Annotated in this window: 26 protein-coding genes; 9 read left to right on the forward strand and 17 right to left on the reverse strand. The window is 46.7% G+C overall.

What is annotated here, in order from left to right:
- Position 1: 1 nt before the first annotated feature.
- Genes KU855_RS01990 through KU855_RS02005 form a run of 4 tightly spaced genes read right to left on the reverse strand, consistent with a single transcriptional unit; the run spans position 2 to position 3,299 of the window.
- The gene (locus KU855_RS01990) at positions 2 to 1,282 is read right to left on the reverse strand and encodes an ATP-binding protein (protein WP_218528679.1); all 1,281 of its coding nucleotides are present in this window, start codon (positions 1,280 to 1,282) and stop codon (positions 2 to 4) included.
- Between the two features lie 8 nt (positions 1,283 to 1,290).
- Positions 1,291 to 2,007 (reverse strand): winged helix-turn-helix domain-containing protein, encoded by a 717-nt coding sequence (locus KU855_RS01995; RefSeq protein WP_218528680.1) that lies wholly within the window; start codon positions 2,005 to 2,007, stop codon positions 1,291 to 1,293.
- Positions 2,007 to 2,411, reverse strand: a complete 405-nt coding sequence (locus KU855_RS02000; protein WP_218528681.1) for a DUF3019 domain-containing protein — start codon at positions 2,409 to 2,411, stop codon at positions 2,007 to 2,009. Before KU855_RS02000 ends, KU855_RS01995 begins: the two co-directional genes overlap by 1 nt.
- Positions 2,412 to 2,441: 30 nt before the next feature.
- Positions 2,442 to 3,299, reverse strand: a complete 858-nt coding sequence (locus KU855_RS02005) for a MipA/OmpV family protein (RefSeq protein WP_218528682.1) — start codon at positions 3,297 to 3,299, stop codon at positions 2,442 to 2,444.
- Positions 3,300 to 3,972: 673 nt separating this feature from the next.
- Between KU855_RS02005 and KU855_RS02010 the strand changes: the two genes are divergently transcribed.
- Complete coding sequence (locus KU855_RS02010) at positions 3,973 to 4,539, forward strand: acetate uptake transporter (protein ID WP_218528683.1); 567 nt, start codon at positions 3,973 to 3,975, stop codon at positions 4,537 to 4,539.
- A 90-nt stretch (positions 4,540 to 4,629) separates the two neighbouring features.
- Here KU855_RS02010 and KU855_RS02015 read toward each other — a convergent pair whose 3' ends face one another.
- The 3 genes from KU855_RS02015 to KU855_RS02025 all read right to left on the reverse strand — a co-directional run bounded on the left by KU855_RS02015 (position 4,630) and on the right by KU855_RS02025 (position 6,031).
- Positions 4,630 to 5,109 carry a YcxB family protein gene (locus KU855_RS02015; RefSeq protein WP_218528684.1) on the reverse strand — a complete coding sequence of 160 codons (480 nt, stop codon included), beginning with the start codon at positions 5,107 to 5,109 and terminating at the stop codon, positions 4,630 to 4,632.
- Positions 5,110 to 5,197: 88 nt separating this feature from the next.
- The gene (locus tag KU855_RS02020) at positions 5,198 to 5,614 is read right to left on the reverse strand and encodes a VOC family protein (RefSeq protein WP_218528685.1); all 417 of its coding nucleotides are present in this window, start codon (positions 5,612 to 5,614) and stop codon (positions 5,198 to 5,200) included.
- A 27-nt stretch (positions 5,615 to 5,641) separates the two neighbouring features.
- Positions 5,642 to 6,031, reverse strand: coding sequence for a VOC family protein (locus tag KU855_RS02025; protein WP_218528686.1), 390 nt, complete (start codon positions 6,029 to 6,031; stop codon positions 5,642 to 5,644).
- 147 nt (positions 6,032 to 6,178) lie between these two features.
- On the opposite strand from KU855_RS02025, the gene KU855_RS02030 reads away from it, so the two are divergent.
- Complete coding sequence (locus tag KU855_RS02030) at positions 6,179 to 6,811, forward strand: metalloregulator ArsR/SmtB family transcription factor (protein ID WP_218528687.1); 633 nt, start codon at positions 6,179 to 6,181, stop codon at positions 6,809 to 6,811.
- Positions 6,801 to 7,556: a pseudouridine synthase gene (locus tag KU855_RS02035; protein WP_218528688.1), complete on the forward strand. Its 756-nt coding sequence runs from the start codon at positions 6,801 to 6,803 to the stop codon at positions 7,554 to 7,556. The genes KU855_RS02030 and KU855_RS02035 overlap by 11 nt, the downstream gene beginning before the upstream one ends.
- Positions 7,557 to 7,585: 29 nt before the next feature.
- On the opposite strand, the gene KU855_RS02040 is transcribed toward KU855_RS02035, so the two are convergent.
- Positions 7,586 to 9,103, reverse strand: coding sequence for a hypothetical protein (locus KU855_RS02040; protein ID WP_218528689.1), 1,518 nt, complete (start codon positions 9,101 to 9,103; stop codon positions 7,586 to 7,588).
- A gap of 553 nt (positions 9,104 to 9,656) precedes the next feature.
- Between KU855_RS02040 and KU855_RS02045 the strand changes: the two genes are divergently transcribed.
- Complete coding sequence (locus KU855_RS02045; protein ID WP_218528690.1) at positions 9,657 to 10,361, forward strand: VC0807 family protein; 705 nt, start codon at positions 9,657 to 9,659, stop codon at positions 10,359 to 10,361.
- Between the two features lie 427 nt (positions 10,362 to 10,788).
- A complete protein-coding gene (locus tag KU855_RS02050; RefSeq protein ID WP_218528691.1) occupies positions 10,789 to 10,968 on the forward strand; it encodes a hypothetical protein in 180 nt (59 codons plus the stop codon).
- Positions 10,969 to 11,329: 361 nt separating this feature from the next.
- Here KU855_RS02050 and KU855_RS02055 read toward each other — a convergent pair whose 3' ends face one another.
- Positions 11,330 to 11,482 carry a hypothetical protein gene (locus KU855_RS02055; RefSeq protein ID WP_218528692.1) on the reverse strand — a complete coding sequence of 51 codons (153 nt, stop codon included), beginning with the start codon at positions 11,480 to 11,482 and terminating at the stop codon, positions 11,330 to 11,332.
- Positions 11,483 to 12,243: 761 nt separating this feature from the next.
- Between KU855_RS02055 and KU855_RS02060 the strand changes: the two genes are divergently transcribed.
- Entirely contained in the window at positions 12,244 to 12,885 is a 642-nt protein-coding gene (locus KU855_RS02060) for a hypothetical protein (RefSeq protein WP_218528693.1), read from the forward strand.
- 253 nt (positions 12,886 to 13,138) lie between these two features.
- Here KU855_RS02060 and KU855_RS02065 read toward each other — a convergent pair whose 3' ends face one another.
- Positions 13,139 to 13,633: a peptidylprolyl isomerase gene (locus KU855_RS02065; RefSeq protein ID WP_218528694.1), complete on the reverse strand. Its 495-nt coding sequence runs from the start codon at positions 13,631 to 13,633 to the stop codon at positions 13,139 to 13,141.
- A 379-nt stretch (positions 13,634 to 14,012) separates the two neighbouring features.
- On the opposite strand from KU855_RS02065, the gene KU855_RS02070 reads away from it, so the two are divergent.
- Positions 14,013 to 14,564 (forward strand): phosphopyruvate hydratase, encoded by a 552-nt coding sequence (locus tag KU855_RS02070; protein WP_218528695.1) that lies wholly within the window; start codon positions 14,013 to 14,015, stop codon positions 14,562 to 14,564.
- Positions 14,565 to 14,745: 181 nt separating this feature from the next.
- Complete coding sequence (locus KU855_RS02075) at positions 14,746 to 15,645, forward strand: aldo/keto reductase family oxidoreductase (RefSeq protein ID WP_256260833.1); 900 nt, start codon at positions 14,746 to 14,748, stop codon at positions 15,643 to 15,645.
- 29 nt (positions 15,646 to 15,674) lie between these two features.
- Here the strand turns inward: KU855_RS02075 and KU855_RS02080 are convergent, their stop codons facing one another.
- From KU855_RS02080 to KU855_RS02090, 3 genes are all read right to left on the reverse strand, one after another.
- Positions 15,675 to 16,229 (reverse strand): YdcF family protein, encoded by a 555-nt coding sequence (locus KU855_RS02080; RefSeq protein ID WP_218528696.1) that lies wholly within the window; start codon positions 16,227 to 16,229, stop codon positions 15,675 to 15,677.
- Positions 16,230 to 16,336: 107 nt separating this feature from the next.
- A complete protein-coding gene (gene hmpA, locus KU855_RS02085) occupies positions 16,337 to 17,527 on the reverse strand; it encodes an NO-inducible flavohemoprotein (protein WP_218528697.1) in 1,191 nt (396 codons plus the stop codon).
- Positions 17,528 to 17,809: 282 nt separating this feature from the next.
- Positions 17,810 to 19,297, reverse strand: a complete 1,488-nt coding sequence (locus KU855_RS02090) for an MFS transporter (RefSeq protein ID WP_218528772.1) — start codon at positions 19,295 to 19,297, stop codon at positions 17,810 to 17,812.
- 410 nt (positions 19,298 to 19,707) lie between these two features.
- On the opposite strand from KU855_RS02090, the gene KU855_RS02095 reads away from it, so the two are divergent.
- Positions 19,708 to 21,366 carry a methyl-accepting chemotaxis protein gene (locus KU855_RS02095; protein ID WP_218528698.1) on the forward strand — a complete coding sequence of 553 codons (1,659 nt, stop codon included), beginning with the start codon at positions 19,708 to 19,710 and terminating at the stop codon, positions 21,364 to 21,366.
- Positions 21,367 to 21,431: 65 nt separating this feature from the next.
- Here the strand turns inward: KU855_RS02095 and KU855_RS02100 are convergent, their stop codons facing one another.
- The 4 genes from KU855_RS02100 to KU855_RS02115 form a co-directional block, all read right to left on the reverse strand.
- A complete protein-coding gene (locus KU855_RS02100) occupies positions 21,432 to 23,384 on the reverse strand; it encodes a BCCT family transporter (protein ID WP_218528699.1) in 1,953 nt (650 codons plus the stop codon).
- Positions 23,385 to 23,695: 311 nt separating this feature from the next.
- Positions 23,696 to 24,247 carry a YbhB/YbcL family Raf kinase inhibitor-like protein gene (locus tag KU855_RS02105; RefSeq protein WP_218528700.1) on the reverse strand — a complete coding sequence of 184 codons (552 nt, stop codon included), beginning with the start codon at positions 24,245 to 24,247 and terminating at the stop codon, positions 23,696 to 23,698.
- A 96-nt stretch (positions 24,248 to 24,343) separates the two neighbouring features.
- Positions 24,344 to 24,625 carry a hypothetical protein gene (locus tag KU855_RS02110; RefSeq protein ID WP_218528701.1) on the reverse strand — a complete coding sequence of 94 codons (282 nt, stop codon included), beginning with the start codon at positions 24,623 to 24,625 and terminating at the stop codon, positions 24,344 to 24,346.
- A 120-nt stretch (positions 24,626 to 24,745) separates the two neighbouring features.
- A complete protein-coding gene (locus KU855_RS02115; protein WP_218528702.1) occupies positions 24,746 to 26,071 on the reverse strand; it encodes an NAD(P)/FAD-dependent oxidoreductase in 1,326 nt (441 codons plus the stop codon).
- Between the last annotated feature and the right edge of the window lie 221 nt (positions 26,072 to 26,292).

Consider the following 26,292-nt stretch of genomic DNA (forward strand, 5'->3'; position numbering starts at 1 on the left):
TTTACTGGGTATCAGGGGCATGTTGCTCACGAGGAGCCACTAGACTGAAACGGGTTAAGCTCGGATTGCTGCACAGTTTTATATCCCCTTGATGGCGACTCATAATACGACAAATGATCGCTAAGCCTAAGCCGAAGCCATGATCATGCTCATGATTTGACGTTGAGCGATAAAAGGGCTCAAAAATCCGCTGTTGATCTTGCTCGTTAATGGCGGGCCCATCATTTTCAATATCAATTTGCCAACTGTATTGATGACATACCAGTACCACTCGCAGCTGCTGTTGATGATAACGGATGGCATTGGTCAGCAAGTTTTGTAGCGCCCGTTCAATGAGGCTAGGTTCAACCATTACCCAGCAGGGTTTATCTGTGCCGATGGCTTGGATGGGGGTTGGGCATAGCGCTTGTACTTTGTCGATAGTTTGGCGAATTAATGATGATAAATCACATTGTTGCCTGTCGACATTCTGTTCTGCTGACTCTAAGCGGGCATAACTTAATAATTCCGTTAGTAAGTCATCCATCTCGGCAATATCCAATTGCATATCTGCGATAAATTGGCTGCGTTGGTCAGGAGTTTTGTGGTTGTCGCAATAACTTGGCAACAATGCCAAAGCAAACTTAAGTCGGGCTAACGGTGTGCGTAATTCATGAGAAACGGCATTGGAGAGGTGTTGCTGATTGTCTATTAAGTTACCGATTTGCTTGCCCATTTTATTGAATGCGACCCCAAGTGATAACACCTGGGAGCTGGTGGGTAAGTTGACGCGGGTATGCCATTTGGCTTTGGCGAAGTCATTCGCAGCCAGTTCGAGTTGGCGTAAATCTCGTGATAATGGCCGGATCCACAACAAGATCACTAAGGCCAATAACAGATAGAAACCTAAGGTAAAGGTGCTTTCCCAGCCTGCCAGAGGGGCTGCAGCAATTGGCCCTAGCATCAAGACATGCTCTGCCACCGGTATAAATAAGTAGCGCTGTTGCTGTTCGTTAATCGTGCTAAGTACTTGGTTGGGCTTTAGTGCTTGGCTAGTTTGTAAGGATATTTGTTGGTGGGATAACAGGGCCAGAGGGTGATTAGGATCTTGACCTATTTGCTTGATATACCATTGGCGCTGCTCTGCTGGCATGTGCTCGAGCAAGTCGGCCAGCAAGAGTAGCGAAGGTTGATTGGCTTGTTGTTGGCCAAAAGAACTGTGCCAGACTTCTTCTAAAGTCCAGCCTATACCGAGGATGCTGAGGCTAAGCAGTAGGTACAGGCTGATAAACAAACGCTTCACAGTAGTCCTTAATTATTCCAAGCTTCAGGGGCAAACAAATACCCTTGTCCCCACACGGTTTTTATGCGGAACGGGGTTTCAATATTATCGCCTAGTTTTTTACGTAAGCGAGAAATGCGGACGTCGATTTTTCTGTCTTTGCCGTCAAAATCGATATTGAGTAGGTACTGATAAATAAATTGTCGGCTCAATACTTGGCCCGCATTGGATGCCAATAACCACAGTAATTCAAATTCGTGGCTGGTTAAATCGACCGCATGATCACTCAATAAGATGGCCTGTGTATGAGGATCGATACTGAGTTTACCAAAGTTAAGACAATGGGATTCATGCTGATGACTCGGTTTCGCTCGGCGGCGCAACAAATTATTGATGCGGGCTACCAATAGGGCGGGATCAACCGGTTTGACGACATAATCATCGGCGCCAAGTTCGAGTCCTTTGATTTGATCCTCAGGCGTTCCGAGCGCGCTCATTAATAAAATTGGGCCATGGAAATAATCGGGCAATTTTTCACATAAGGATAAGCCATCTAATCCCGGCAGCATGATATCTAACAGAATGATATCGGGTTTGTAACTGATTAAACGCGTCAGGACCGTGTCGCCGCGTCGTTCAACTTCAACATGCATGCCTTGCGATTTTAAATAATCTGAAATCAAATTGGCCAAGCGAATATCATCTTCAACCAAAAGCACTCGAAAAGGCGATTGAGGCGTTGTCATTAAAATAAACTCCAAGGGTTTCGGTAGCGTCGACGCTCTGACGTTTGGTTAGGATGGGTCACGGTAAATGTAGCATCGGCAAGTCTATGTTGAGTGAGTTTGTCCACTAGTAAAAAATGCATATCTGTATGTGCATGTATTTCTATTGTGTGCGAGCGGATGGATGGATCTTGGTTACACCAAGGCTCAAAGGATCCTTCACGGCTCTCGATACAAATGGTCTTTTTAGCGTCCGTTTGCCAGTGAAATTGAACTCGAATACGACAGTGACTCGTTGTGGCATCAATAATGCAGACACTCGGGGTTAGCTGCAAGTGGTTTTGTTCGCCGTTATCAGCAAATGCGATCGGGCTCAAGAGGGTAAGCGCCGAACTCAGCAAAATAGAGCTTAGGGGGTTATCCATGAGTCGACCCAGCGCGCGAGTATTGGCAACCTACCATTGATAGGCAACTCCCATAAACAGGCTATGACTGTCACTGCTCGATACTAAGGGGCTTGCGGTGATACTGTCCGCCAATTGACGAAACCGAGCTAATCCCAGCAGTTGCCAGTGGTCATTAAGTGCATAAGTTAAGGTGGCTGATACTTGCGGACTCCAACCTGAACTGGCTTGATAAGGGGTGCCATATCCTAGCTCCTCGGGACGAGGTTGATAGTAATAACTGATCACGTCACTATCTTGCCAATGGGCCGTGGCATTGAGTTCTAACGACAATGGCTTCCAATCAAATCGGCGGCTGATGGTTATTTGTGCTTCCATGCCGTTGTGTACTGCAAAGACATCATGACCGAGACTGACACTAATGTCGGCCACTGCATTGAAATACCAAGCTTCAATCCCGGCTATATAAGTAAAATTGCGACCGTTGAATGCTGCTGAGCTCGCCTCGGGGTAGAGGCTATACCCATGACCTGGATGCTCATCATTGACTTGTCTCGACGCGCCACTCACAAAAATATTGCTTGGATCCCATCGATAAAAATAGCCGCGATCGCCGCTATAGGTTGCGATCATATTGAGGGCGAAATCGCGGTTTTCAGCGATTGAATAGCCAAATAAGCCATTATCAAAAAAGAAGGATTCACCATAGTAAGCGAGACTTGGGATCACATAGATAGGGATAGCTTGCTGTTGGCTTAACGGGTTGGATTTTTCACCATAGCCCACCGCGACCGAGAATGACCATTGGCCAGTGCTGATGCAGTCGAATTGATTGTCGCATATCGACTCTTGGCCCCAAGTGATATGACTGTAGATCAGTAATAGTAATCCAGTGATGACTCTTATCATTGATCCGATTTCACGAGGGGAGGGTAAATTAATATTATCATTAACAAATGTTTAAGACAGTATCCTTTAAGTCAATGATACAAATTGATCCAGTTGTTGTTGGTTTGAGGTGCCCTTTTAGTAACAGGCTTAGCTCCAGTGACCCGCTAACTCAGGGCGACGTGTTTGGCTGAAGTAAATAAATGCCCTCGTCGTATTAATCTAAGATTCAGATGGCTATTGGTCAGATATGCGGTCTTGGGCGCAGATATTGCATTTTTGTGCGCCAGGTCGCATCTATGGTGGTTAATTGTCATTCAGCGGTGTCGCAGTTGCAGGAATAAGCCGCCTTAAGGTGATTTGTGTCACGCGCGCGGCATGTTGCGTGATGCGGGTCGCGCTACCAATTCTGTGGGTCATAAGGATATGATTCTTAAGGTTTTTTTATGGATAGCGGCTGCTGCTCGTTTGTTGATCTCTCGTATGCGTATGATTATAAAGGATTTAATTAAAAATTAAGCTTGGAGTAAATGCTGGATTAGCAATCATTGATTTAGTGCAGGCCTTTACCTATGATGCGCCCCCTCCCACAGGGAGATGCTGCAAACTTCGACAATATCGAGCGGCAGTGAACACCCAATTTAATTGTTAACACGGGCGATAATTCATCGGCCGTTTTCATCTGAGGATTAACATGTCTACTAAACTGGCTAACCCAGCGCCACTTGGATTGATGGGTTTTGGTATGACTACCATTTTACTGAATATCCATAACGCGGGATTCTTCCCAATCGATTCTATGATTTTAGCTATGGGTATTTTCTACGGCGGTATCGGCCAAGTATTAGTAGGTATGATGTGCTTTAAACGTGGCGACACCTTTGGCACCACCGCCTTTACCTCCTACGGTTTATTCTGGTTAACCTTAGTGGGTTTAATCGTGATGCCGATGATGGGTGTGGCGGCAAGCCCTGCTAATTTCATGGGCTGGTATTTATTATTATGGGGCGTGTTTACTGCCTTTATGTTTGTGGGTTCTTTGCGTTACCCACGTGCTAAGCAAGTAGTATTTGGTTCATTGACCATTTTATTCTTCTTGTTAGCCGCCCGTGATTTCACTGGTAGCCAGTTAATTGGCACCATCGCTGGTATCGAAGGTATCTTCACTGGCGCAAGTGCCATTTACTTTGCAATGGCACAAGTATTAAACGCTGAATATGGCCGTACTATTTTGCCTATCGGTGAGAAGAAAGCCGCTTAATCAGCTAAAGCATTTGGTCCTAGGTAAATAAACGCTTCACCAGTGGCCTTAACGCCGATGCAATTGATTGCATCGGCGTTTCTTTTGCCGTTAAGCTAAGCAAGCTTGTTGACGAATAAATGCTTGGCAATCAGTCGATAGTGGCTGTTTTAACAAATATTGACGTCCCTTATCTAATTGCAACACAAAGCCTAACGGCTTTTCTTCAATGGCGACTATCTGCTGCCAAGTCCACTGCTGATTAACGAACTGTGAGTGGGTGCGGATCCCGCGTTCATTGACCGTGACACTGACCGTATTATTGGCCGCTTTTGACAGCAATTGGCGCCACAACCACCAACTGCGATTAAAGCGAACACTTAAGCCTTCAATCACCCCCAAGCCAATAATAAAATAACTCAAGTAAGCCGGCACATTGGCCGCGGCTAACCCTAGGCCTGCGATACATAACAGCGCGGCTTTAGCATAAGGCTTAATCCCTATTAAGGGCTGGGCGGTCTCGTCATAACAGGCAAGATAATAGTGGCGGTCGAGCGTAAAGCTGGACTCAAAATGTTGTTCTGTGCTCATAGCATCTAAAGTTACACCAGTAATCAATGGCTCAGTGTAGCCGATTTCAGCTTAATTCACTGTTAATCTCTGCCGTCATGCTAATGATTCACTCATAATCATTTCTCAAGGCGGGCTCGTCGGCGAGATATTGAACAAACTCGACCTCAAAACCGTCAGGATCGAGGAAATAACAATTACGGCGGTACTCTGTAGGATTGCCATCTTTATCAGGAGTAAATCCCGCCGCGGCTAGGCGAGCAATCACGGCATCAAGATTATCGGTGACATAAGCAAAATGCGCTAACCCCGTTTGATGCCCCTGAAGATCACGGTTAATGCCTTCGCCATCATCGTTAAAGCACAAGTAATGACGATCGTCACCAAAATGAACCCAGCGCCTAGGCTTGCCATACCAGTCGCCACCCCCACCACCGCGGACGTGCCAATGGGGAAAGGCGGCGCGGTAAAAATTAAGCGCACGGTCAATATCCTGGACGACTAAATTTAAGTGTTCTAACTGCATAAAACCTCCGTTGAATTTTACTCAATGTTAAGCAGTTGCGACTTTCCATGGGGGATTAAGGCGCATATCTCCTGCGTCAGTGTGTGGATTAAATAAGGTAATTTTATTGCCCTCACCATCAAACAAACTGGCCTCTTGCCATAACCAAGGTTGGTGTTCAATGCCAGTGGTAAACTCAATGCCCACCGCTTGGAGGCGGGCGACATCGTCGGCTAAGCAATCTGTTTCAAAATACAGATGACTGCGAAAACATGACCCTTGTTCCGTTAATGAGAGCGATAAACTGGCGTGACCACTGGGGGCTAACAGCCTGACATAATGCGGGGTATCGACAATTTCTCGGCAACCAAGCCGCAGATAAAATGCCTTCGTCTGCACAATATTGGTTACGTGGAGAGTGATGTGGTTGAGGTTCATTGTCTGTCTCCTTTGGTGATGCAGAGTAAGTTGCCCACAATAAATAAAGTAGATGCTTTACTAAATAATGTACAGCTTAAGTAAATAAAATAGTTTATTTAATCTGTTATACTCGCGCTAACAGTCACGGGAAGATCAACGGTAGTGATGAAAACCACAGATAAAATTCTGAGTTTATTAAAAACCAAAGGGGCGATGACCGCGCAGCAGCTCGCCGATAGTTTGCAACTAACGAGTATGGGGGCGCGCCAGCACTTGCAACAATTAACCCGTGATGGCTTGGTGGATTATATTGATGAGGCTAGTGGCCGCGGGCGTCCACGGCGTTTATGGCAATTGACCGCCAATAGTCAGGGACATTTTCCTGATAGCCACCAAGTGCTGACGGTGCAAATGCTTGATTCCATCGATGTTGTCTTTGGTGAGCAAGGTCTTGAGCAATTAATCAGTCATCGTGAGCAACAAACGGCCAAGCAATATCAACAGGCATTAGCATCGGCCAAGACCTTGGCGGAACGCCTTACCTGCCTAGTGGCACTGAGAAACCGCGAAGGGTATATGGCCGAGTTACAGCACCATGAGCAAGGCTATTTGCTGTTAGAGAACCACTGTCCAATTTGCGCCGCCGCGCGCCGTTGTCAGCAGTTTTGTCGCTCGGAGCTGGCGCTATTTCAACACTTGTTAGGGCCGCAGGTCGCGGTTGAGCGGGGAGAGCATATTCTCGAGGGCGCTCGTCGCTGCGCCTATCACATTCGTGAGATAACTAACGATGCAATGTAAACGTGGACGCTTAGATAGGTTATTGGCCAAACATTTTCAATTACCGCGTAAACAGGTGCGCTTATTGCTGTTAACTCACCAAGTCAGTGTTGATGGCACTATCGTCACTGACATGGATTTTCAAGTCGATGAGTTTATGCATGTGGCCTGTCAGGGGCAAAAAATCAGTGGTGACTGCCCGCGTTACTATATGCTCAATAAACCTGTGGGGGTGGTGAGTGCTACCATCGATGATGAGCATCAAACCGTGCTGGAGTTATTACCGGCAGCCTTACGGGATGGTTTACACATTGTCGGCCGACTTGATTTGAATACATCGGGGATGATCTTGTTGACGAATGATAGTCGCTGGTCAGAAGCGCTGATGACGCCCAATGCTCATGTGGCGAAGCGCTATCAAGTGACCTTAAAGCACCCCGTCACGGTGGAATATCAACGCGCGTTTCAGGCCGGTATGTATTTTAATTTTGAAGACATCACCACCTTACCTGCACAACTGATTATTCACAGTGGTCATCAGGTGGAAGTGATCTTGCGTGAAGGTAAGTATCATCAAATTAAGCGTATGTTTGGCCATTTCCGTAATCAAGTCTTAGCATTGCATCGTTCACAAATCGGCGCGCTTGTGCTCGATCCTGCACTAGCGCCGAGTCAATGGCGCGCATTGACTCCGCAAGAAGTAGCCGGTGCCCGTGTGTCATTGACTGGGGACGACCATCAGATCGCCAGCAAGTTTGATGGTTAATTTTGCCCCCATGACGGGGGCAAGTGCCATTAATATTTTACCCATTCGACCGGGTGGCTGAATGTTGACTCAGGGGCAGTGCTCTGGATGTAAACGGTGACGTTTTTCGGCGAGTTTGTCACTTTGAGTCTGAGGGTAGTTTGATATAACGACAGCAAATATTTATCCAGTGTCGTCAACCAGTCTGGGCCAATATCGGTCGGTACATAAGCGAACTGGCCTTCAACATTACCCACATAGGGCAGTAAAAAGTCCGTACTGTTACCGCGATAGCTCACTAAATATTCATTCTCAGTCCCTGCAACAGGTGTGATGGTTAAGTTGGTATCACCCTGTTGATGTTGCATTGTTTGGTTGGTTTGCCACTCCAAGGTCAAACTGTTGGTCTTGGAAGGATAATAGTTGGCAGTCGCGGTGATATGATCAATCTCATCGATATCACCTTGGTTTAAAAATCCTAGGGGGACAAGTTGTTGCTCCGTCACCAGACCATCCATTTCTGGTTGCGTCCAAGAATCTCTAGTGGGGGCTAATGTAATATCAAGCGTGGGGATTTGCGATGAGCTGGCGTTAATGTCGGTAAATACCAGTTTGCCATCGAGTTGCACATCGTCGTCAGTTAACAATAATGACGTGAATAACTTGTTTTCCCCTTCAAAAAATTGTCCCTGATTGAATTTAAACACTTGTTCTTTTGTGGGGGAAATAAGCTGATCCATGTCAGTGGGAACCCTAGGGAGATCAGCCCAGTCTATGCGCGTGGGGATGCGTGAGTTTGGATTGATAAAGGGGACGTTGCCAAGTGTATTCGCTTTAACCAAGCGATGAAGCGTGTGAGCTGTGGCCATGCTTCTGCCCACTTCCATTGGCGCCTCTGAGATTAACACCAGCTGCTCTATCCAACCCTGGTTGCGATTGATGCTGACCTTACCAAAGAGCTTGCTTTGTTGATTGTGGCCAGTGATAGTGAGGATCACAAGCGTGGGAGTGACGCGATCGACGACCATCTCGACTGAGTGTTCACCAATTTGAGCTAGAGGAATGTTAGCACCTACTTGGGCTGGGATCGTCTCGATAAATCCTGGAATATTGATGCTTTGTGTCATCATAGCTAGAAATTGTTGCCCGCCCTTTGCCGCAATATTTTGCCAGCCTTGAGCATCTTTGCTGGTGAGGGTCACTGGATCTTTGCGGCTAGCGTCTACCGTCAATTCAAAACCTTCAACCACAACATCTCGCATCGGTAGCCGGCGGGTGGCTGGGCGAATACTCGAAAAATATATCCCTTTGCCATCAAGATCCATGTATCGCGGAACAACGGAAAATTCCAGAGTCTTGCTTGAGGATTTTTCGACGACATAGTTCAGCAAATTAATGGCAGATAGCTGAGCTTGGTTACCATCGACATCAAAATTGGTTTTAATCTGAACCCAATAATTGGCGGTATCACCGACTTGAGGGGTGAACGTTATGGGGGGAGGATTATCTGTGGGAGAGCAAGCGACAACTAACGATATCAAAGGGAATAATACGGCAGCAAATTTCATGGTTAACCTTCAACGGTGGATTGTTGCGCAATTGTAACGTTGTGTAGCGATTTCTGGTAGTCGCTGGGTCTTTGTCGATCTTATTGTAGTAACTTATTGTCTTTAATCAGTTAACCATCAAAGCATAACGCTTGAGAGCCATTAAGCGTTATGCTGGAGGCATAAAATTGCAACAAAAGCTAAAATAACGGCTTGAGACCTATTAAATTTCACCCTCTGATATTTAGCGGCATGACGAATAACCATGGAAAAATGTCAATGACAAGGAGTGGATAGTTTTGTGCCCGATCCGTTATCAAGCCACAGTTTAGACATCATGACACCTGTCGTTGATCACCGTCGGATGGGGCGGAGTTGATAATCTTGCTCGGCAATATCGAGGCTGAGTCTGCATCTTAAGGTTATAATCGTTTACAATCTCCCCCGCATCCTTGGTTATCTCGCTAGGCATTACCGACTAAAATCATCAATAGATAGGATAAATCCTAGTAGCAGAACCAGGCGCCAAATCCAATCAAACGTAGTATGGATAGTCACATTGGAACAATACAACATGAATAGCACGACCACACATAAACCTCGTCCGCTGATCGACCTTTTGGTCAGTATCGCCATCCCTGCGCTGATTCTTATGAAATTAAGTGGTGATGATCACTTAGGCGCCAGCGGTGGTTTAATTCTAGCGCTGAGTTTTCCCCTGGGTTGGGGGATTTTTGAGCTAATAAAATATCGAAAATTCAACTTTATCGCCCTGTTAGGCTTGGTGAATGTGTTATTGACAGGCGGGATTGGTTTACTGGAGCTTGATACCAAATGGCTTGCCATTAAAGAAGCCGCAATTCCTGGGGTGATAGGCCTAGTGGTGTTAGGTTCAACCTTTACCTCGTCGCCGTTAGTGAAAGCGTTACTGTTTAACCCCGCGGTGATGGATATCGATAAAATTAATCAACAATTGCAGCAGCGTAACAGTATGGCGGCGTTTGAACGTCGGCTGTTAAAAGCGACTTATTTAGTCGCTTGCTCCTTTGCTTTCTCTGCCACGATGAATTATATCTTGGCTAAATGGCTAGTCACGAGCCCGGCAGGTACAGTTGAATTTAATGAACAATTAGGACAACTGACACTATATAGTTATCCAATGATTGCACTGCCATCCATGCTGATGATGATGGGTATTTTCTCTTATGTGTGGCGCACAATCCATGATCTCACTGGCTTGTCATTGGAGGATGTGTTTGTGTCAAATTCGAGCCAGTAAACGTCCTCAGATGTCAGAATGTTTGATGACATTCTGACAGTAAATTGGTCATAGCATCGACTGCCATATCTCGTATGTTACTGCGGCAGTTTGAGTGTTAGTTATTGTCTTCATAGTTATTGCCTCCTTCTTCGCACGTTATTATTGCTCTCACCATCTTGCATAAGCCATGGCTTACGCGTGTCGTCCATTTTCTCGTTAGCGTCTATATGCCATTTCCGCGGTGGGTTAAGGTGTCAACTTAATACACTGGTAAGATCAGTTTGTTTGCAGGATGGTGTCAAGCCTGACGACTAGGTTGAGGAAAAAGAAATCGCAACAACGCCTCATTGCGCCGAGGTGAAATCTAGACGAGTGAAGCGGTCGGTGGTGGCCAGCCCTGTTATTAATTGGCAGGTGATGCCCGCTTAAGAGATTAGGCTACCCAATGATGTCAAATGTATTAGCCCAAGCAAAACTTGAACAATGCATGATTTTGATTGGCGAGATGACCTATGACCCTCAGAATCGGCAATTCAGTAAAGACGGCCAAGCTATCGAGTTAGAACCTCGCACTTTGGAATTATTAGAAGTGGTATTGCAGCAAGTAGGCACCCCGATTGCCTAGGAGATCGTCCAGCGTGTTTGGCACAGCCGTCACATTTCGAAAAATGTTCTGACTAATAGGATCAGCACGTTAAGATCGATTTTTAAAAAATTCACACCTGAATTAGACGCGACAAAGTGACTCATCACCTATCCGCAAAAGGGCTAGCAACTGAATCCCACGTGGCTGCATTAGCCCGAGCGAGTAAAGCCAGCCCCCTAGTTGCTGTATCCAACGTCAGTGCAATCAGCAGATAAGGCGAAAGTGGCGGTTAACTCACGACCAAACATTGGCGATGACCACAGTACCCTGGCTGTTGTCGAGTTGTTGTTGCACCGCATTAATGTGGTGAATCGAGAGGCGCTACCGTATGTGGCGACAACTAAGAATCTCCCAGCTCAGTGCTAGCTTGCGATACGAAGCACAGCCCGACTACATCATAATCACAGGCAGTCACCATGAGATCGTTTTCTATGGCATGGAATTGATTTGCTGTGGCGCTGATGTCATACCAATCACCTGCCGGTTGGATCATTTGTTTGACCTGAGATTGCAGATCTTGTTCATAAGGCTGACTAAATCGATACCCTCAGGATACCTCTCTTTTAGTATGGGTTTTGTCGGCCCGCCATTATCATCTGGGTTAGGGGGAGAGCCAGAATCCCCGCAACCAATTAATAACGTACTGAGTGCGCTTACTAAAAGCACATGTCGGAACATAGCATACCTTTAATACAATGGCCGAAAACGGCCGAACCAAAATAATAATAAACCGTCAGATTAAACAACGTCAGAGACCGGGACACTCCCATCGCGTTATCGCCGTTGTTACTTCAGGATGGCAATGTAAAAACTGGAGGGGATACGATCAAAAAACGAAAGTACCCAAAAGATCATATGGTATAAATATTTATTTAGATCATTGATTTATAGGTGTTTGTGTTTATTTTTAGTTTATTGGTGGGTAATTTTTTGGGCGATTGCGGCCAAGACGTTTGAATAAATCGGTAGCGAAAGCTGGGCGTAAGCGGTTGGATCTTGTCTTATGACGGCATGGAGCATGTCGTTGCATTTTCACCAACGTTCGGTCTTGATCCCTGTTGAAGAGGATGGCAAAAAAGCGGTGCAACTTCTGCGCAACTTCTAGTGCTTTTGACTAACATGGGCGATAAGCTATAAATCTACCACTACTTAACCATTGTTTCTAAAGGTTATTTTTCTTGGTATGACAATTGCATTTTAAGTTCCAACGTTGTGAGCTTAAGCCATAATTGAATAGCAATCGAGGAAGCCTAAATGACCTATGTATCTAACATTCTACGAATGGCCGCCATGGCCACCTTATTGATCATGACTAGTGCGGCAGCTAATGCCGAGGCCAGTCGCACGTTACAAGCGAGTTATCCATTCCAAGGCCAAGAAGTACTACTGGATATTGGTGTCGGGAGTGTCAAGGTGATGACCACAGATGAGCCGATAATTCGGGTAGAAGTCGAGGTTAAAGCGGCTGAAACCGGTTGGTTCTCTTGGGGAGACGTGGACCTTGAGTATTTGGCATTAGCGCCGAGCCAAAGCGCTCACCGCTTGGCTTTATCCTTGAACGAACAAGACGATATCAACCAGCATTGGCTGGTTTATCTCCCTAAAGAGGCGGCGGTTGAGATTGACTTCGGGGTGGGAGAAGTATTAGTGACTGGGATTGAAGGTGATCTCAGGGTTGATTTAGGGGTTGGCAACGTCGGCATCAGTCATCAACATCATTATCAAGATATCGACTTAGATGCGGGGGTGGGTGAAGTCACCATTTTTAGTCAAGGCCATGCGCTGGAGACGAACCGGAGCTTAGTCAGTCAGTCTTATGCCGTTCATCAGCAAGGCCAAGGTGAATTAACTGTAAAGGTTGGCGTGGGGGAAATCATGGTTCGTCAACACTATTAATGACACTTAGTCATGTTGTTTAAGAGGCCGCGATTATCGGGTTAGGTTAACGCCAGCCGTGATGGCGTTATTCATAAAAATGCAGTGACTTTCGATGGCCTATGGCGGCTTCTGACCCAGAAGCAACGCCGTGGGGCGAGGGCTTCGGGGGATGAAACCACGGGGATTTTGGCTTGACCAACCGCCTTAGGTTAACCTCATGCAAGCAAGCTATGTTTGCCAACGCCTTGTGCCTTGGCAAGATACCCCCCAATTAGCTGATGGTGACTTTCTCAATCACAATGTCGTCGCGGGGGACGTCGTCATGACCAAATAATGAGGTTGTTTTTACCCTAGCAATGGCATTGACTACCTCCATCCCCGCACTGACTCGACCAAATACCGCATAGCCCCAGCCATTATTTGTTGTGGCGGTATGATCTAAAAAATCATTATTGGCTAAATTGATAAAAAATTGCGCAGTCGCTGAATGGGGCGCATCTGTCCTAGCCATCGCGATTGAGCCAATGACATTTTTCAAACCACGATTCGCTTCATTGACGATAGCAGCTCGGGTTGGTTTTTCATCAAATTCACGGGTCATGCCGCCACCTTGGATCATAAAGCCCTGAATGACTCGATGAAAAATCGTGCCCTCATAGAAGCCTTCCTCGCAATAGCGTAAAAAGTTTTTTGAGGTAACGGGAGTGGTTTCCATATTCAGTTCAATGGCAATGTCGCCAAGATTCGTGGTCAATGTAATCGTCATGCGTGTGTCATTTGTCGGTCAATAATGTTTGAGTATAACAATAGTGATGGTGATCTAATAAGCGATAACAACTAAAAAGTCCCAAGATCCCTAAGGTTAATATGCCTTGAATATATCGGACGCTATTAAATATTCACGCTGGGCAATGGTCTATTGGTTGGATATTAATCAGTGGGAAATTCAATGAGTAACAATAGTTGATATTTCAGTCGATATCGCTTTATTATCAATTTAGCGCGAAGGAATGTGTTGCGATGTGAAAGTTAAATAGTGAAACATGTTCGATACATTCTGATAGCAATATGCCATTAACTCCTCGCTAATAAAGATAAAAACCAAGTGAATGTTATATTCACCATAATCAGCAAGAGACTTTTACATGACCCTGGAAATGATCACCGAAATTCTCGGTTGGACTTCTGTCGCCTTTTATATATTAATTACCATCTTTAATACCATGAAATTAACTCGATTTGCTGCCTTTGGCTCGGCGGCAAATGATACCTTATGGGCATTTTTAATGGGCTGGTGGCCTAAGGTGATCCTTAACTTATCGGTCGCGTCACTCAATACCTATCGTTACGCTAAAGATTTTACTAATGCGTCTAAAACCGTCATTATCGGTTTAGGTGGATTAATGGTCATGGGCATTAGTTATATATCTTATGTTGCTATTACGGCTTTTATTGCTTCGCCGACCTTGGCGGTTGCTATGCAATTTGTCGATTTAGGCATTATTTTGCTGGCCCTGTATATGACGACCCTCAAAAATTACCGTTTACTGATGCTGCTTTCTGGTTTTGTCGGTATGGCGGCCTATTATGGCAATACCCAAATGATGATCATTAAGGCATTAGTGATTGCCATCATGACATTTAAATTGTTGTTCGATAAAACTGAGCAACATCAACAGAGCGCGGCAGCCCTCTAGTTAACTCATAGCAACAAGCCCTGTGGTTCGGGCTGACTCGTAGGGAGCTGACAATATCAGCTCCCTTTTTTATGCCTACGTTAACCGGGCAGCGCGGATGTGCGGATTTGTATTGATGATTAATTCCTTTAGAGTGTAGGGTTCACTAAGTGTAATCACAGCGTTTGATGAGGGATAATCCATGCGTAAGGATGTTGGCACAAGGCCTGATGGCGGGATGTCGGAATTTGTACAGGGCTATTGGCGTTTGGCTGAATGGGGGATGACAATTCAGCAGTGCTTGGCCTTTATTGAACAACATATTGAACTTGGTGTTACCACCGTCGATCATGCCGATATCTATGGTCGCTATCAAAGTGAGCGCCTGTTTGGCGAGGCGTTAGCGCTATCGCCGAGTCTGCGCCAACAATTACAGATAGTGACCAAATGTGGCATCAAATTAACTTGCGATAGTCGTTGCCATACCATTAACCATTACGATAGCAGTGCCCTGCATATTGTGCTGAGTGTCGATACATCACTGACCCAGATGGGGATTGATGAGATTGATTTACTGCTCATTCATCGCCCCGATTTGCTGATGAATGCCGATGAAGTGGCGGATGCTTTTGCGCAGTTACACCAGCAGGGTAAGGTCAAACAATTTGGTGTCTCTAATTTTAGTCCCAGCCAAATGCAGTTATTGCAATCGCGCCTGTCGGTCCCTTTGGTAACCAATCAGCTGGAAATTAACCCGCTCAATTTAAAGGTTCTTGAAGATGGCAGCTTAGATTTATTGCAACAATTGGCGATTCGGCCTATGGCTTGGTCGTGTTTGGCGGGAGGGCGTGTATGTCAGCCGATAGCTGAGCATCAAGGCTTAACGACTATGCTAATGACTATCGCCACCGAGATTGGTGCGCAAACGCCTGAGCAGGTGATTTATGCCTGGATACGGGCGTTGCCCGTCAAGCCGCATTGCATATTGGGAAGCGGTAAAATTGCTCGAGTCAAACAGGCGGTGACCTCACAAACGCTGACGTTAACTCGAGAGCAGTGGTACCGAATTTGGACAGCGGCCAAGGGCCATGGCGTCGCGTAAACCTGATGATTCGATTGCGGCCGCACAGGTTAGGCTTGCTGCTGAGGGGCCCACTTTTTCGCCATCCGATAGTCGCTAATATTTTGTTGTTCACGCGCCATGACCGCTTGTTCATGGGCGATTAGCTGGCTGATGTCTGCCGGAGGGAGTGGCGTCGGCGCTGCCATATAGACTAACTGACTGGCGTGGAACAAGGGGGGCGGACGATGGAGCAGTAACGCATCAAAAATCAGCCGCACCCGAGGGAGGTGAAAGTCAGAGGTGACTATCGTTAAGGTGTCGATGGACAAGGTTTGCAGCGCATTGACGCATAAGCTGGCATCTTCAAAGGTAAAACGACTGAGAATACAAGGTAAAAATTGATCAGCGGGGATCCCTTTGGCCATCAATGCTGCCTTCACCCACTCGCCATGAGGTCGCGGCGATTGGTTGAAATGTTCTCCAAAGCCACCGGTACATACCAGTGTTTGGCGGCAATCTTGTTGCCAACAATGCCAGCTGAGTTCACAACGAGATTGAGCGATGGCTGATAAACGTCCATCAGGCGCATTGGGCGCCCCTAACTGAACGATCAATGATGACATGGATTGGCCCCGGATAGTCTTGTCAAGATAGCCACCATATCAGCAGTTATTCCGCGAGTACAACGCCGATACCCACCGATGACTCTGGGGGGATCGGCAGCGATGGATCACAAGCTCTGATGGGGGCCAAAGACCTCATAGTGGAGCTGGCTTTCTGCAATACCTAACGATTTAAGCTGCTGAGCGACCATTTGCATAAAGGGCACTGGGCCGCAAAAGTAATATTCTCCATTGAGAGGTAACTGCTGTGCAATCACCTCTAAATGCATCAAGCCGCTAAAGTCAAAATGCTCGCCTAAGGTGTCATTTGGCAGAGGTTGGCGATACCACACATAGCTGGTGAGCTCAGGGTGCTGGGCTTGCTTCGCCTTAATGTCGTCACTAAAGGCATGAACTTGGCTATGGTCACACGCATGCAACCACAGGGTGGTTTGAGCACTATTAGCTAAGCGCTGATTGAGCATCGCCATCATAGGCGTTAAGCCCACGCCGGCAGAGATTAGCACCAAAGGTTGTGTCGGTGCGGCCTTGAGCATAAAGTCACCCGCTGGCGGGATAACATCAATCACATCACCCATTTGGAAGGCATCATGCAAGAGGTTAGACACCTTGCCCTCTGGCTCGCGCTTCACGCTAATCCGAAAATGCGTGCTGTTACTGGCATCAGATAATGAATATTGACGAATTTCACTATTGGCCAGGCTTGGGTGAGTTAGCTTAACACTTAAATATTGGCCGGCGGCAAAAGTGGGCACAGCTAAGCCATCGACGGGGGTGAGTTCAAACGAGGTAATCACATCGGATTCTGGAATTTTGGCACTGATGGTAAAGGCGCGCGTACCTTGCCAACCGCCGACTTGGCTCGCGGCTTGTTGATAAAGTGTTTGTTCCCTATCAATAAATATTTGTGCCAAGAAACCATAGGCTTCCCCCCAGGCTTGGATAATCTCCGGGGTAACGGCATCGCCGCCTAATTCTTTTAGGGTTTCCAATAAGTGATGGCCGACGATCTGATATTGCTCGGGTTGGATCAGAAAACCTGTGTGTTTTTGCGCGATGCGTTCGACCGCACTGCCAAGTACGGCAAGGTTATCAATATGCGTTGCGTAGGCGGCCACGGCATCGAATAAAGCAGCAGGCTGACGACCGTTTTCTTGGTTGCTGAGATTAAACACATCCTTAAGTTCAGGATTATCGCGAAACATTCTTTTATAGAAGTGATCGGTTAGGGCCGGACCGGCACTAGTGAGTAACGGAATGGTACTTTTAACGACAGCAATGGTGTGTTGAGATAACATATCCCTAAACCTTTATTGTTAATGTGTGTTTAGTGGTAATGCTAAACATGCATTTTATTTATATCAATTAAAGATTAATGAAGTGAGCAAAAAGGTGAGTGAGATCACATTTAACCAATTCATTTGCGGTCCTTGCAGATCAAGCGGTGAGTCAATCATGTCGACGGTCGATAGACCCGTTAATGACAGTTAAGTGTCATTGCCATCGAAATTATCGATTGAGCATGGCATGAAGTAAGCATAGCCAAGTTTCACCACTTGACCATGCTAAATAGCGGAAGATTATGCAGTGACAGCTTGTTGACGTTGCAGTGTGTATAACCATTTTCCGTAAATATAGATCCCAATGGCTGAGATGGAGCCGATGGCGGCAATGATATACCAGGCCATGCCGATATTATGGGCAAGATACAGTTGTTGGGTGAGCGCATCGGCCGATTCACCAGTGAAACTGACTAACGTGCTAAAGGCTTCACCTTGTGGGATCGCGGCAACTTCCGCCGCCGGCATGCCATCCTGAATGAGTTGTTGGCGTGAGAAGATTTCCTTGGAAGCATAATGCTCATAAAGGCGAGGTCCAAAGTAACCTTCGAGTCCCCAGCCGATCCCTTGCGGTAACATCACAAAGCCTAAATACATGGCTTTTTTGCCTTCTGGAGCAATATTACCCATAAACTCGTTCTTTTTAGGTGAAATCATCATTTCACTGACAGAAAACATGGCAATCGCTAAAACAATCATCCAAGCCGCATTGGTGTAGCCAATGAGGATAAAGGCCAAAATACTGAGTAAACAGCCTGCCAGCATGGCGGTGGTAATGCGGTATTTTGCCGTTAAGCCTGCGATTAAAAAACACGAGGTCATAATCAGGCCAGCATTTAAGTTAAGCATGCCTTCTGGCATGACTCGGGTGCCTTCGTTATTTAAGCCGAGCCAAAACTGTAGGGTGCCATTTTGAGTGCCTTCAGGCCCAAATAGGCTAGTGACAATCACACTGGTGTTGACCCACTCAGAGATATGAATGGGCAAAACATCAAATAAGGCATTAAATAAAAACCAGAAGCCTGAAAACACCAGCATATAGTAAATGACGATGGGCTTTTTAAGCTCGTGCCAAGCGTCTTTCCATAGAGCTTCTTGGGCCACTTCGCCGGACTTAATCTTGGCATTACGCTCGAGTCTTGCCTCTTTGCCCGGTTCTTTGTAGGTCAGCAACAGGATGAAGTTAAGCGAAATAATGGCGGCACACGCATAAAACACATTATCCCAAGATAACTGACGCATGTGTACGGCCACTAACGGTCCTAAAAAGCCCCCGATATTGACGATTTGATAGAAAATACCCCACGCCATTGATGAATTATTTCTACGGGTGGCAAGCACTAAGGTTCCTTGAATGCCGGGTTTAAATATACCGGTTCCCGCCGCGAGTAACATGGCTCCGGCCATAAATCCCCAAAAACTGGGAAAGAATGCCATGCACAAATACCCGGCAATTTTAATCAGAGTTGAAGCAAAAATGGTTTGTTTATAGCCGACTCTATCGGAGATCCCTCCGGTGAATACCGGAATAAAAGTCTGCAAAATGGCCCAGGTTGAAATAATAATGCCGTAATCGCTGAGGCTGATGCCGAGTCCCCCCTCTGATTGCGGCGCTTTGGCGTATAAACCGGCACTGGCTTTGACGCCATAATAGGCAATGCGCTCTACCATTTCCATGCCGCCAACTAGCCAAAATACATAGCTTAGACTGGCGATGGAAGCCCACATGCCAAGTTGTTTAACTTCTCTTAAATCATTGTCCGATGAAGGTTGCACCTTGTTATCCCTTTTGTTGTGGTTATCAGGATTGTGTCTTTTCGTAAAACCTATCACTCTACCTTGTTTTTGCTGGGTTACAAAGTGGCTTGTTAGCGGCCACTCCGTCACTCTGTACGGCGCAGCACCAAAGCGTGAGTTTAATAATAAGATTTATTTATCATAAGGTTATATTGGAATGTTAATTGATTTGGCGTATTGTGGAGCCAGTGTTGAACTACCCGTTTGCTTGCGATTAACCTCAATACGGGTTTTTAGTGTTTTTTATAAATAAAAAATCAAGAGTCTGAGGGACTCCAAAGTGTTGAGTCACTTTTTCGTTAAAGTAGGGGCTCTTTGTCTCAGTGTTGTAAGGATATAGCATGCAGTGGTTAACTCAGTGGTCAATTAAAGCCCGGCTGGTATTTTTATCGGGTTTTGTGGTGTGTTCTGGCATAGCGATAACGGGGGTGTTGATGTGGGATTTAGCGCAAGTTGAAGCCCATTTTGAAGAATATGAACAAGGCTCGGTCTTGACTGAAGTGGCGGTACTAAAGATTAGTCGCGATATGAATTACGTATCCCGCCTAAACCGCTCGATTATGCTCGGGGATGATTATCAACAAAACATCGATAGGGTTGAGCGCTATATCAACGCCATTGATGCGCATTTTATCGAACTTAATCAGGGGGTTAATAAGCTGTCGATGCCGCAGGAGGCTCAACGTTTGCGCCAACTCGTGCAAGTGGCTGAAGCCGATACCGATGCGTTTTTACAGGATGGTTGGCAGCGGATGGCCGCGCTTGCCGATTCGCCGCGGCGCACCTTCGATTTGGTGAACGCATGGAAAGAATATCGTACGGGTGCCACCCCGTTTGCACAAAAGGCACGTGCAAGCTTTTCTGAGCTGGTGGAGTATGAAGCTCAGGTTAGAACTCAAGTTCAACAGCGCGCCAATGCGGCGATTAATGCAACTCAAACCCGCGCGGTTAGCTTATTAGTGTTGGTATTTTCTTTGGTTAGCTTGATGCTATTTTTGGTGTTTCGCTCGATTTTACAGCCACTCAAAACCCTCGAACAAACCATGAGTCAGGTGACGTCAAACTTAGATCTTACCCAGCATGTCGAGGTGGTCGGCCATGATGAGTTAAGTTCACTCGCCACCACCTTTAACCGGTTACTGCAGACATTTCAGCAAAGCTTGCAACAAGTGAGTCTTGCCGCTGGCAAGTTGCAACAATCGGGCAGTGAAACGCGCCAAGCTTGCGAAAGTATGCTCGGCAGTATCGAGGGCCAAAAGCGAGAACTCGATATGGTGGCCACCGCCATGAATGAAATGACAGCCACAGTGAGTGAAGTGGCTCGTAATGCCGCTGAGGCATCGTCCTCGGCGCATGTGTCAGACGGCTTAGCGCAGCAAGGTCAACAAGTGGTGAGCGAGAGCATTGCTGGCATTGATGCGTTAGCCGCGGAAATATCCAAAGCGGCAGATGTGGTCGCCTTGGTCGATGATGATAGCCGCCAGATCCACAAGATTTTAGAAGTTATTCAAGGTATTGCCTCACAAACTAACTTGTTGGCATTAAATGCTGCCATTGAGGCTGCCCGAGCCGGTGCCCAAGGGCGTGGCTTTGCTGTGGTTGCCGATGAGGTGCGTACCCTCGCGGCGCGTACTCAAGATGCTACTGAGGAGATTCAGCAAATGATCAGCCGCTTGCAAACTGGGGCTGCGCAAGCAGTTGAAGTGATAGGTGGAAGTCATGTGTTGGCAGAGCGGTCGGTGGTTGCGGCGAAATCGGTGGGAGAATCCTTAATGCAAATCGCGGCAGCTATCACCCATATTAACGATATGAATGCGCAAATCGCCACGGCGGCTGAAGAGCAAAGTTTAGTGGCAGAAGAGATTAATACTAATGTCACTAATCTGCATCGTGATGTGGCAAGTTCGGTTGCGACAGCGCACCAAGTCAGTGATAACAGTAAGGTGCTGGCGAGTTTGTCGGTGCAATTAAATACCATGGTGGCGACATATCAAGTCTAACTGACGACATCTTAGTCGGGATGCAACGCAAGGTTGCATCCCGAGTGGTTGCAAAATAACGCCGATTAGTTCGGGTTATTCAATCGTGATTGAATGGCGGCTTTGGCTTCTTCTTGAGCCGCGAGTTGTTCTTCTTCCGCTTTCATCTTCATGCCATCATTAAAGAGTATCCGTGCCGCTTGTGCTTGCTCTGATGCCTCGAGTTTACTTTCTTTGGCTTTCATGGCGACATCGGTTAGGCGCTGCAGTTCCGTGATGATTTCATCCGGTGCATCTCCCAAGTCGAGGCTGGATTCACCGCGGGCCAAGGCTTCACGACGAAGCTGTTTCTTTAATTGCCAGATGGCCTCTAAGGCTTCGCGCTCTGCATTGGCGGCATCCATGGCGATGTCTCGCAGTTGCTCGAACTTGGCTAAGGCTTGGCCTTCTTTGCTCCAAGGATCAACTTCCGGCAGATCGGAGATGTTAATCACAGGATCGACATAGCCTTCTTGATGACTCAAATCGAGCATGGCCGCTTTGACGCCAGAAATCATTAACATGACAGCGATGACAAGCAAAGGTAACCCACCAACGATAGCCGCGGTTTGTAGGGTGGCTAAACCGCCCATAAACATCAGTACCGATGGCATAAATGACAGGGTAAAGGCCCAGAACAAACGGTTCCAACGCAGCGGATCTTCCGTGACATTGGTTTGCACCACCGAGGCTAAAATAAATGAAATGGAGTCAAAGGTGGTGGCCGTAAATATGATACATAAAATCGTGAAGACGGCGATGACTACAGTGCTTAGGGGTAATTGTTCTAAAATGGCGAAAATCGCGCGGGTTGGCCCGTCACTATTGAGTATGCCGACGACATCGAGTTGCCCCGATAACTGCAGGGATAAGCCGTAATTCCCTAGAATCATAAAGTACATGGCGCAACCGAGCGAGCCGAAGAAGATGGCGCCAGAGACCATTTGCTTAATGGTGCGGCCGCGCGAGATACGGGCCACAAATAATCCCATGCTCGGAGCAAAGACTAACCACCAAGCCCAATAGAAAATGGTCCAATCTTGCGGGAAGTGGGTATCGGCAAAAGTGCCCATGCCGCCGAAGGGTTCAGCCCAAGTTGCCATGACAAAGAAGTTAGACAACATACGGCCGATAGAATCTAGCCCAGTTTCTAACATAAAGATGGTTGGCCCACACACCAAAATAAAGAGTAATAAGGCTAATGCGCCCCAAAAGTTAATATTACTCAGCACCTTAATGCCACCGTCCATGCCTTTGTAGGAAGAATATGCAAATAAGGCAGTACATAGCATCAGCACGCCAATTTGACTGGCATTGGTGGATGGGATCCCAAATAGGTAGCTGATCCCTTCATTAATTAAAGGCGCTGCTAAGCCCAGAGTCGTTGCTGCGCCGCCTAAGAGGCCGAAAATAAATAAAATATCGACCAGCTTACCAATTTTACCATGACTGTGAGCTTCGCCAATGACAGGCATTAACGCGGCTGACACCTTAAGGACGGGTTGTTTGCGGACATAGTAAAAATAGGCAATAGGAATGGCCGGAATTAAGTAAATACACCACGCAATTGGACCCCAGTGGAACAAGCCATAGGTCGCTGCCCAGCGTACGGCCTCTTCACTCCCAGGCTCTAACTGGAACGGGGGATTTTGATAGTAATACGCCCACTCGATGGTGCCCCAGTACAAAATACTGGCACCAATGCCGCCGCAAAATAACATCGCGGCCCAAGAGGCTAATTTAAATTCTGGTTCTTCATCAGGATCGCCCAATTTAATTTGACCGATATCGGAAAATACGATGTAAATCATGAAGAAGAATGCACTTAACCCCAGAGCCAAATAAGCGAAACCTAGCTTATCTGTCATAAAGGTTTTGGCGATGGCAATCCATTCAGCGCCTTCGGCAGGAAAGATAAGTAACGGGGTGATCACTGAAAACAATAAGATCAGTGCGCCAAAAAAAGTGGGTTTATCGATAAGTTCAAAATGTTTGTTCATGCAATTATGTCCGTGACAACTTTCTACGGCTAGGGCTCTAACAGATCACTTAACGTTGAGTAATCTTGAGTGACTATGTGATGTTTTGTTCTTCTATGATGGAGCAAGGTTGGTTGTTGGTGATCGTTTTTGTGCAAATGTGGAAATTCTTACGGGAAAGTAACTATTGTGAAAATAGCCCGAGTTGTGAACTAAGTCGATAAACATTTATTTATGAGAGCGCGATAGTGTGATCGCTATGGGGTTTTGTGGTGGATGTGTGAGATGAGTTGAGAGGTTGGGGCCCAGCACAGACCCCAATATCGGGTTATTTAACGCGCATTGGTGGGCGCAGTAATCACGGCCTTGGCTAAATCATGTTGCAAAATATAATAGCCAGCTAATGCCGGTGATGCATCGGCTGGGACGCCAAGATTATCGACATCAAGGGCATAAACCGTGATGTGATAATTATGGGGTTTAGCCATGGGAGGGGGGCAAGCTCCGCCGTATCCCATAAAGCCAAAATCGTTGCGCAGCATACTGGCGCCTTTTGGCAGTTTGTCTCCGCCCTTCGCACCGGCACCTAAGTCTAATCCGGTGGCGTCGGCTGGGATATTAATTGTTACCCAATGCCACCAACCGCTGCCGGTAGGGGCGTCAGGATCATATAAGGTAACCGCAAAACTTTTGGTGCCTTCGGGCACATCGCTCCATTTGAGTTCAGGCGATACATTATCACCAGTGCAACCCCATTGATTAAAAATCTGCTGGTTATTAAAGGTCTTATCATTGGTGACTTGAGGGCTCTCAAGTGTTAAGGCTGATGCGCTCGTCGCACTCACGAGTGCCAACGCGCAGCCGATTGATAATATTTTGTTCATAACACCTCCGTTATTAAGCTGAGTAAGTTTAGTTTTTATTTTCAAATATGCGAGTTAACGTCAATCATATTGTGTGCAGGCAAAGGGGGGGCGCGGCTAGTGCGACACAGGCTCCTTCGGCGGGATTTGCACCGGCCCAAGGCCGATAATGCATTTCAAATAACCTTGTTTCCAACCTTGGGTAAAGTCTTCATCCGAGCCTGTAAGGCGTGGCGCTTGACGAAGCGCTTGTCTGGGGGTGCCTGAGCCAGTTAATGCCGATTTACAGCCCATGTCTTTGCCGTAATCAAACATATTTTTATAATCACTGGCTTGGTTAGCGTCGTGAGCGCAGGCGCTCAGTAGTAGCAAGGGAACAGCAAGTATCATGGCTTTCATCTTGGCTCCTGACGTTGGTTGAGTCAGCACAGTGTAGCCAAAGAATAGGGATTACGGAGGGCGTTTAGGCGACTTTCATTGGCGGTTAATGAAAGTCGCAGTTGAAATTTAGATGGGGGATTAATGCAGTTTCATTTTGGGGCGCACCGCGCGCATTAATTTTTCTGCTAACCATAATGCCATCATGCGTCTGGCGCCGTGGATGGCATACTGATGCATGCGATAGAGCGATAAATACACTAGTCTGGCAATTTTTCCTTCCACAAACATGCTGTTTTTATTTAAGTTACCCATCAAGCTGCCAACAGTGCTGAAGCGGGATAGATTGACCAGTGAACCATGATCTACATAGTGATATTCGATTTCTGGTTTGCCGTTACGACGATTCATGATGTTTTTAAAAACGCAGCTTGCCATCTGATGTGCCGATTGAGCGCGTGGCGGTACAAAGCTGCCGTCGGCCTGTCCACAAGCGCAGCAATCACCAATCACAAACAAGTTGGCTTGGCCTTTGGCGTGCAGGGTCGGCTCAACCAAGACTTGGTTGTTGCGGGTCAGTGCCAGCCCTTCAATGTTACGAATAAAATCAGGCGCCTTCACCCCAGCGGCCCATACCATCATTTGCGCCGCAATGAGTTGACCGTCACTGGTCATAAAGCCTTCGCTGGTGGCTTCATTAATGCGGACATTTTCCATGACCTCGACCCCGAGTAATGACAGTTCCTTGCGTGCAGACGCCGAGATGCGCTCGGGCAGGGCAGGTAGAATTCGTGGGCCGGCTTCTATCAATTGGATCTTGAGTTTAGCGGGGGTCATTTGAGCTAAGCCATAGGACTTAATCAATTGTGCTACATGATACAGTTCAGCAGATAACTCGACGCCAGTGGCCCCGCCACCGACAATGGCGATATCTAAGCAATCGACATTTGGGTTTTGGTGAACGCGAGTAAAGTTATCTAACAACGCGTGATGGAAACGCTGCGCTTGAGTGTGGGAGTCGAGGAAGTAACAATGCTCTTTCACGCCTTTGGTGTTGAAATCATTACTGACACTGCCTACCGCCAGTACCAGCTGATCATAGCCCAGCTGACGTTCAGTGCTGAGCAACTTACCTTCTTGATCCCATTTGGCGGCTAAGCTGATGTGTTGGGCTTGGCAATCCAGTCCGATCATTTCCCCCAGCTCAAAACGATAGCCATGTTGCATCGCATGGACCGAGTAAATGACCCCATCGAGATCGGCATCTAATGAACCCGTGGCCACTTCGTGTAATAAGGGTTTCCAAATGTGGCTTCGGCTTTTATCGATCAGCACAATTTCTGCCTTGCCTTTTTTTCCTAATTTATGGCCTAAGGCGCTGGCTAGTTCTAAGCCGCCGGCTCCACCACCGACGATAACAATTCTCGGTAATGAATGGGATGATGCGGAATGTTCTGCGCTGATCATGATGCTTGGTCTCAATAATAAATAAAGTGGGGGTAAACACTCACTTATGCTGCCTGTTTTTGTGAGTTATGTCATCCTAAAAGTAGGGGGGAAGACAAGCAAATGCTTAAATTAAAACCAGCATTTTGCCAAAAGTTGATATTATGTGCTAGATATTGGTAAATTGTGGTGTTTTTAACTATTTCAACCAATAAAAAAGGCTGTCTATGACAGCCTTTTTG

The organism is Shewanella sp. NIFS-20-20 (assembly GCF_019209865.1).
GTDB lineage: Bacteria > Pseudomonadota > Gammaproteobacteria > Enterobacterales > Shewanellaceae > Shewanella.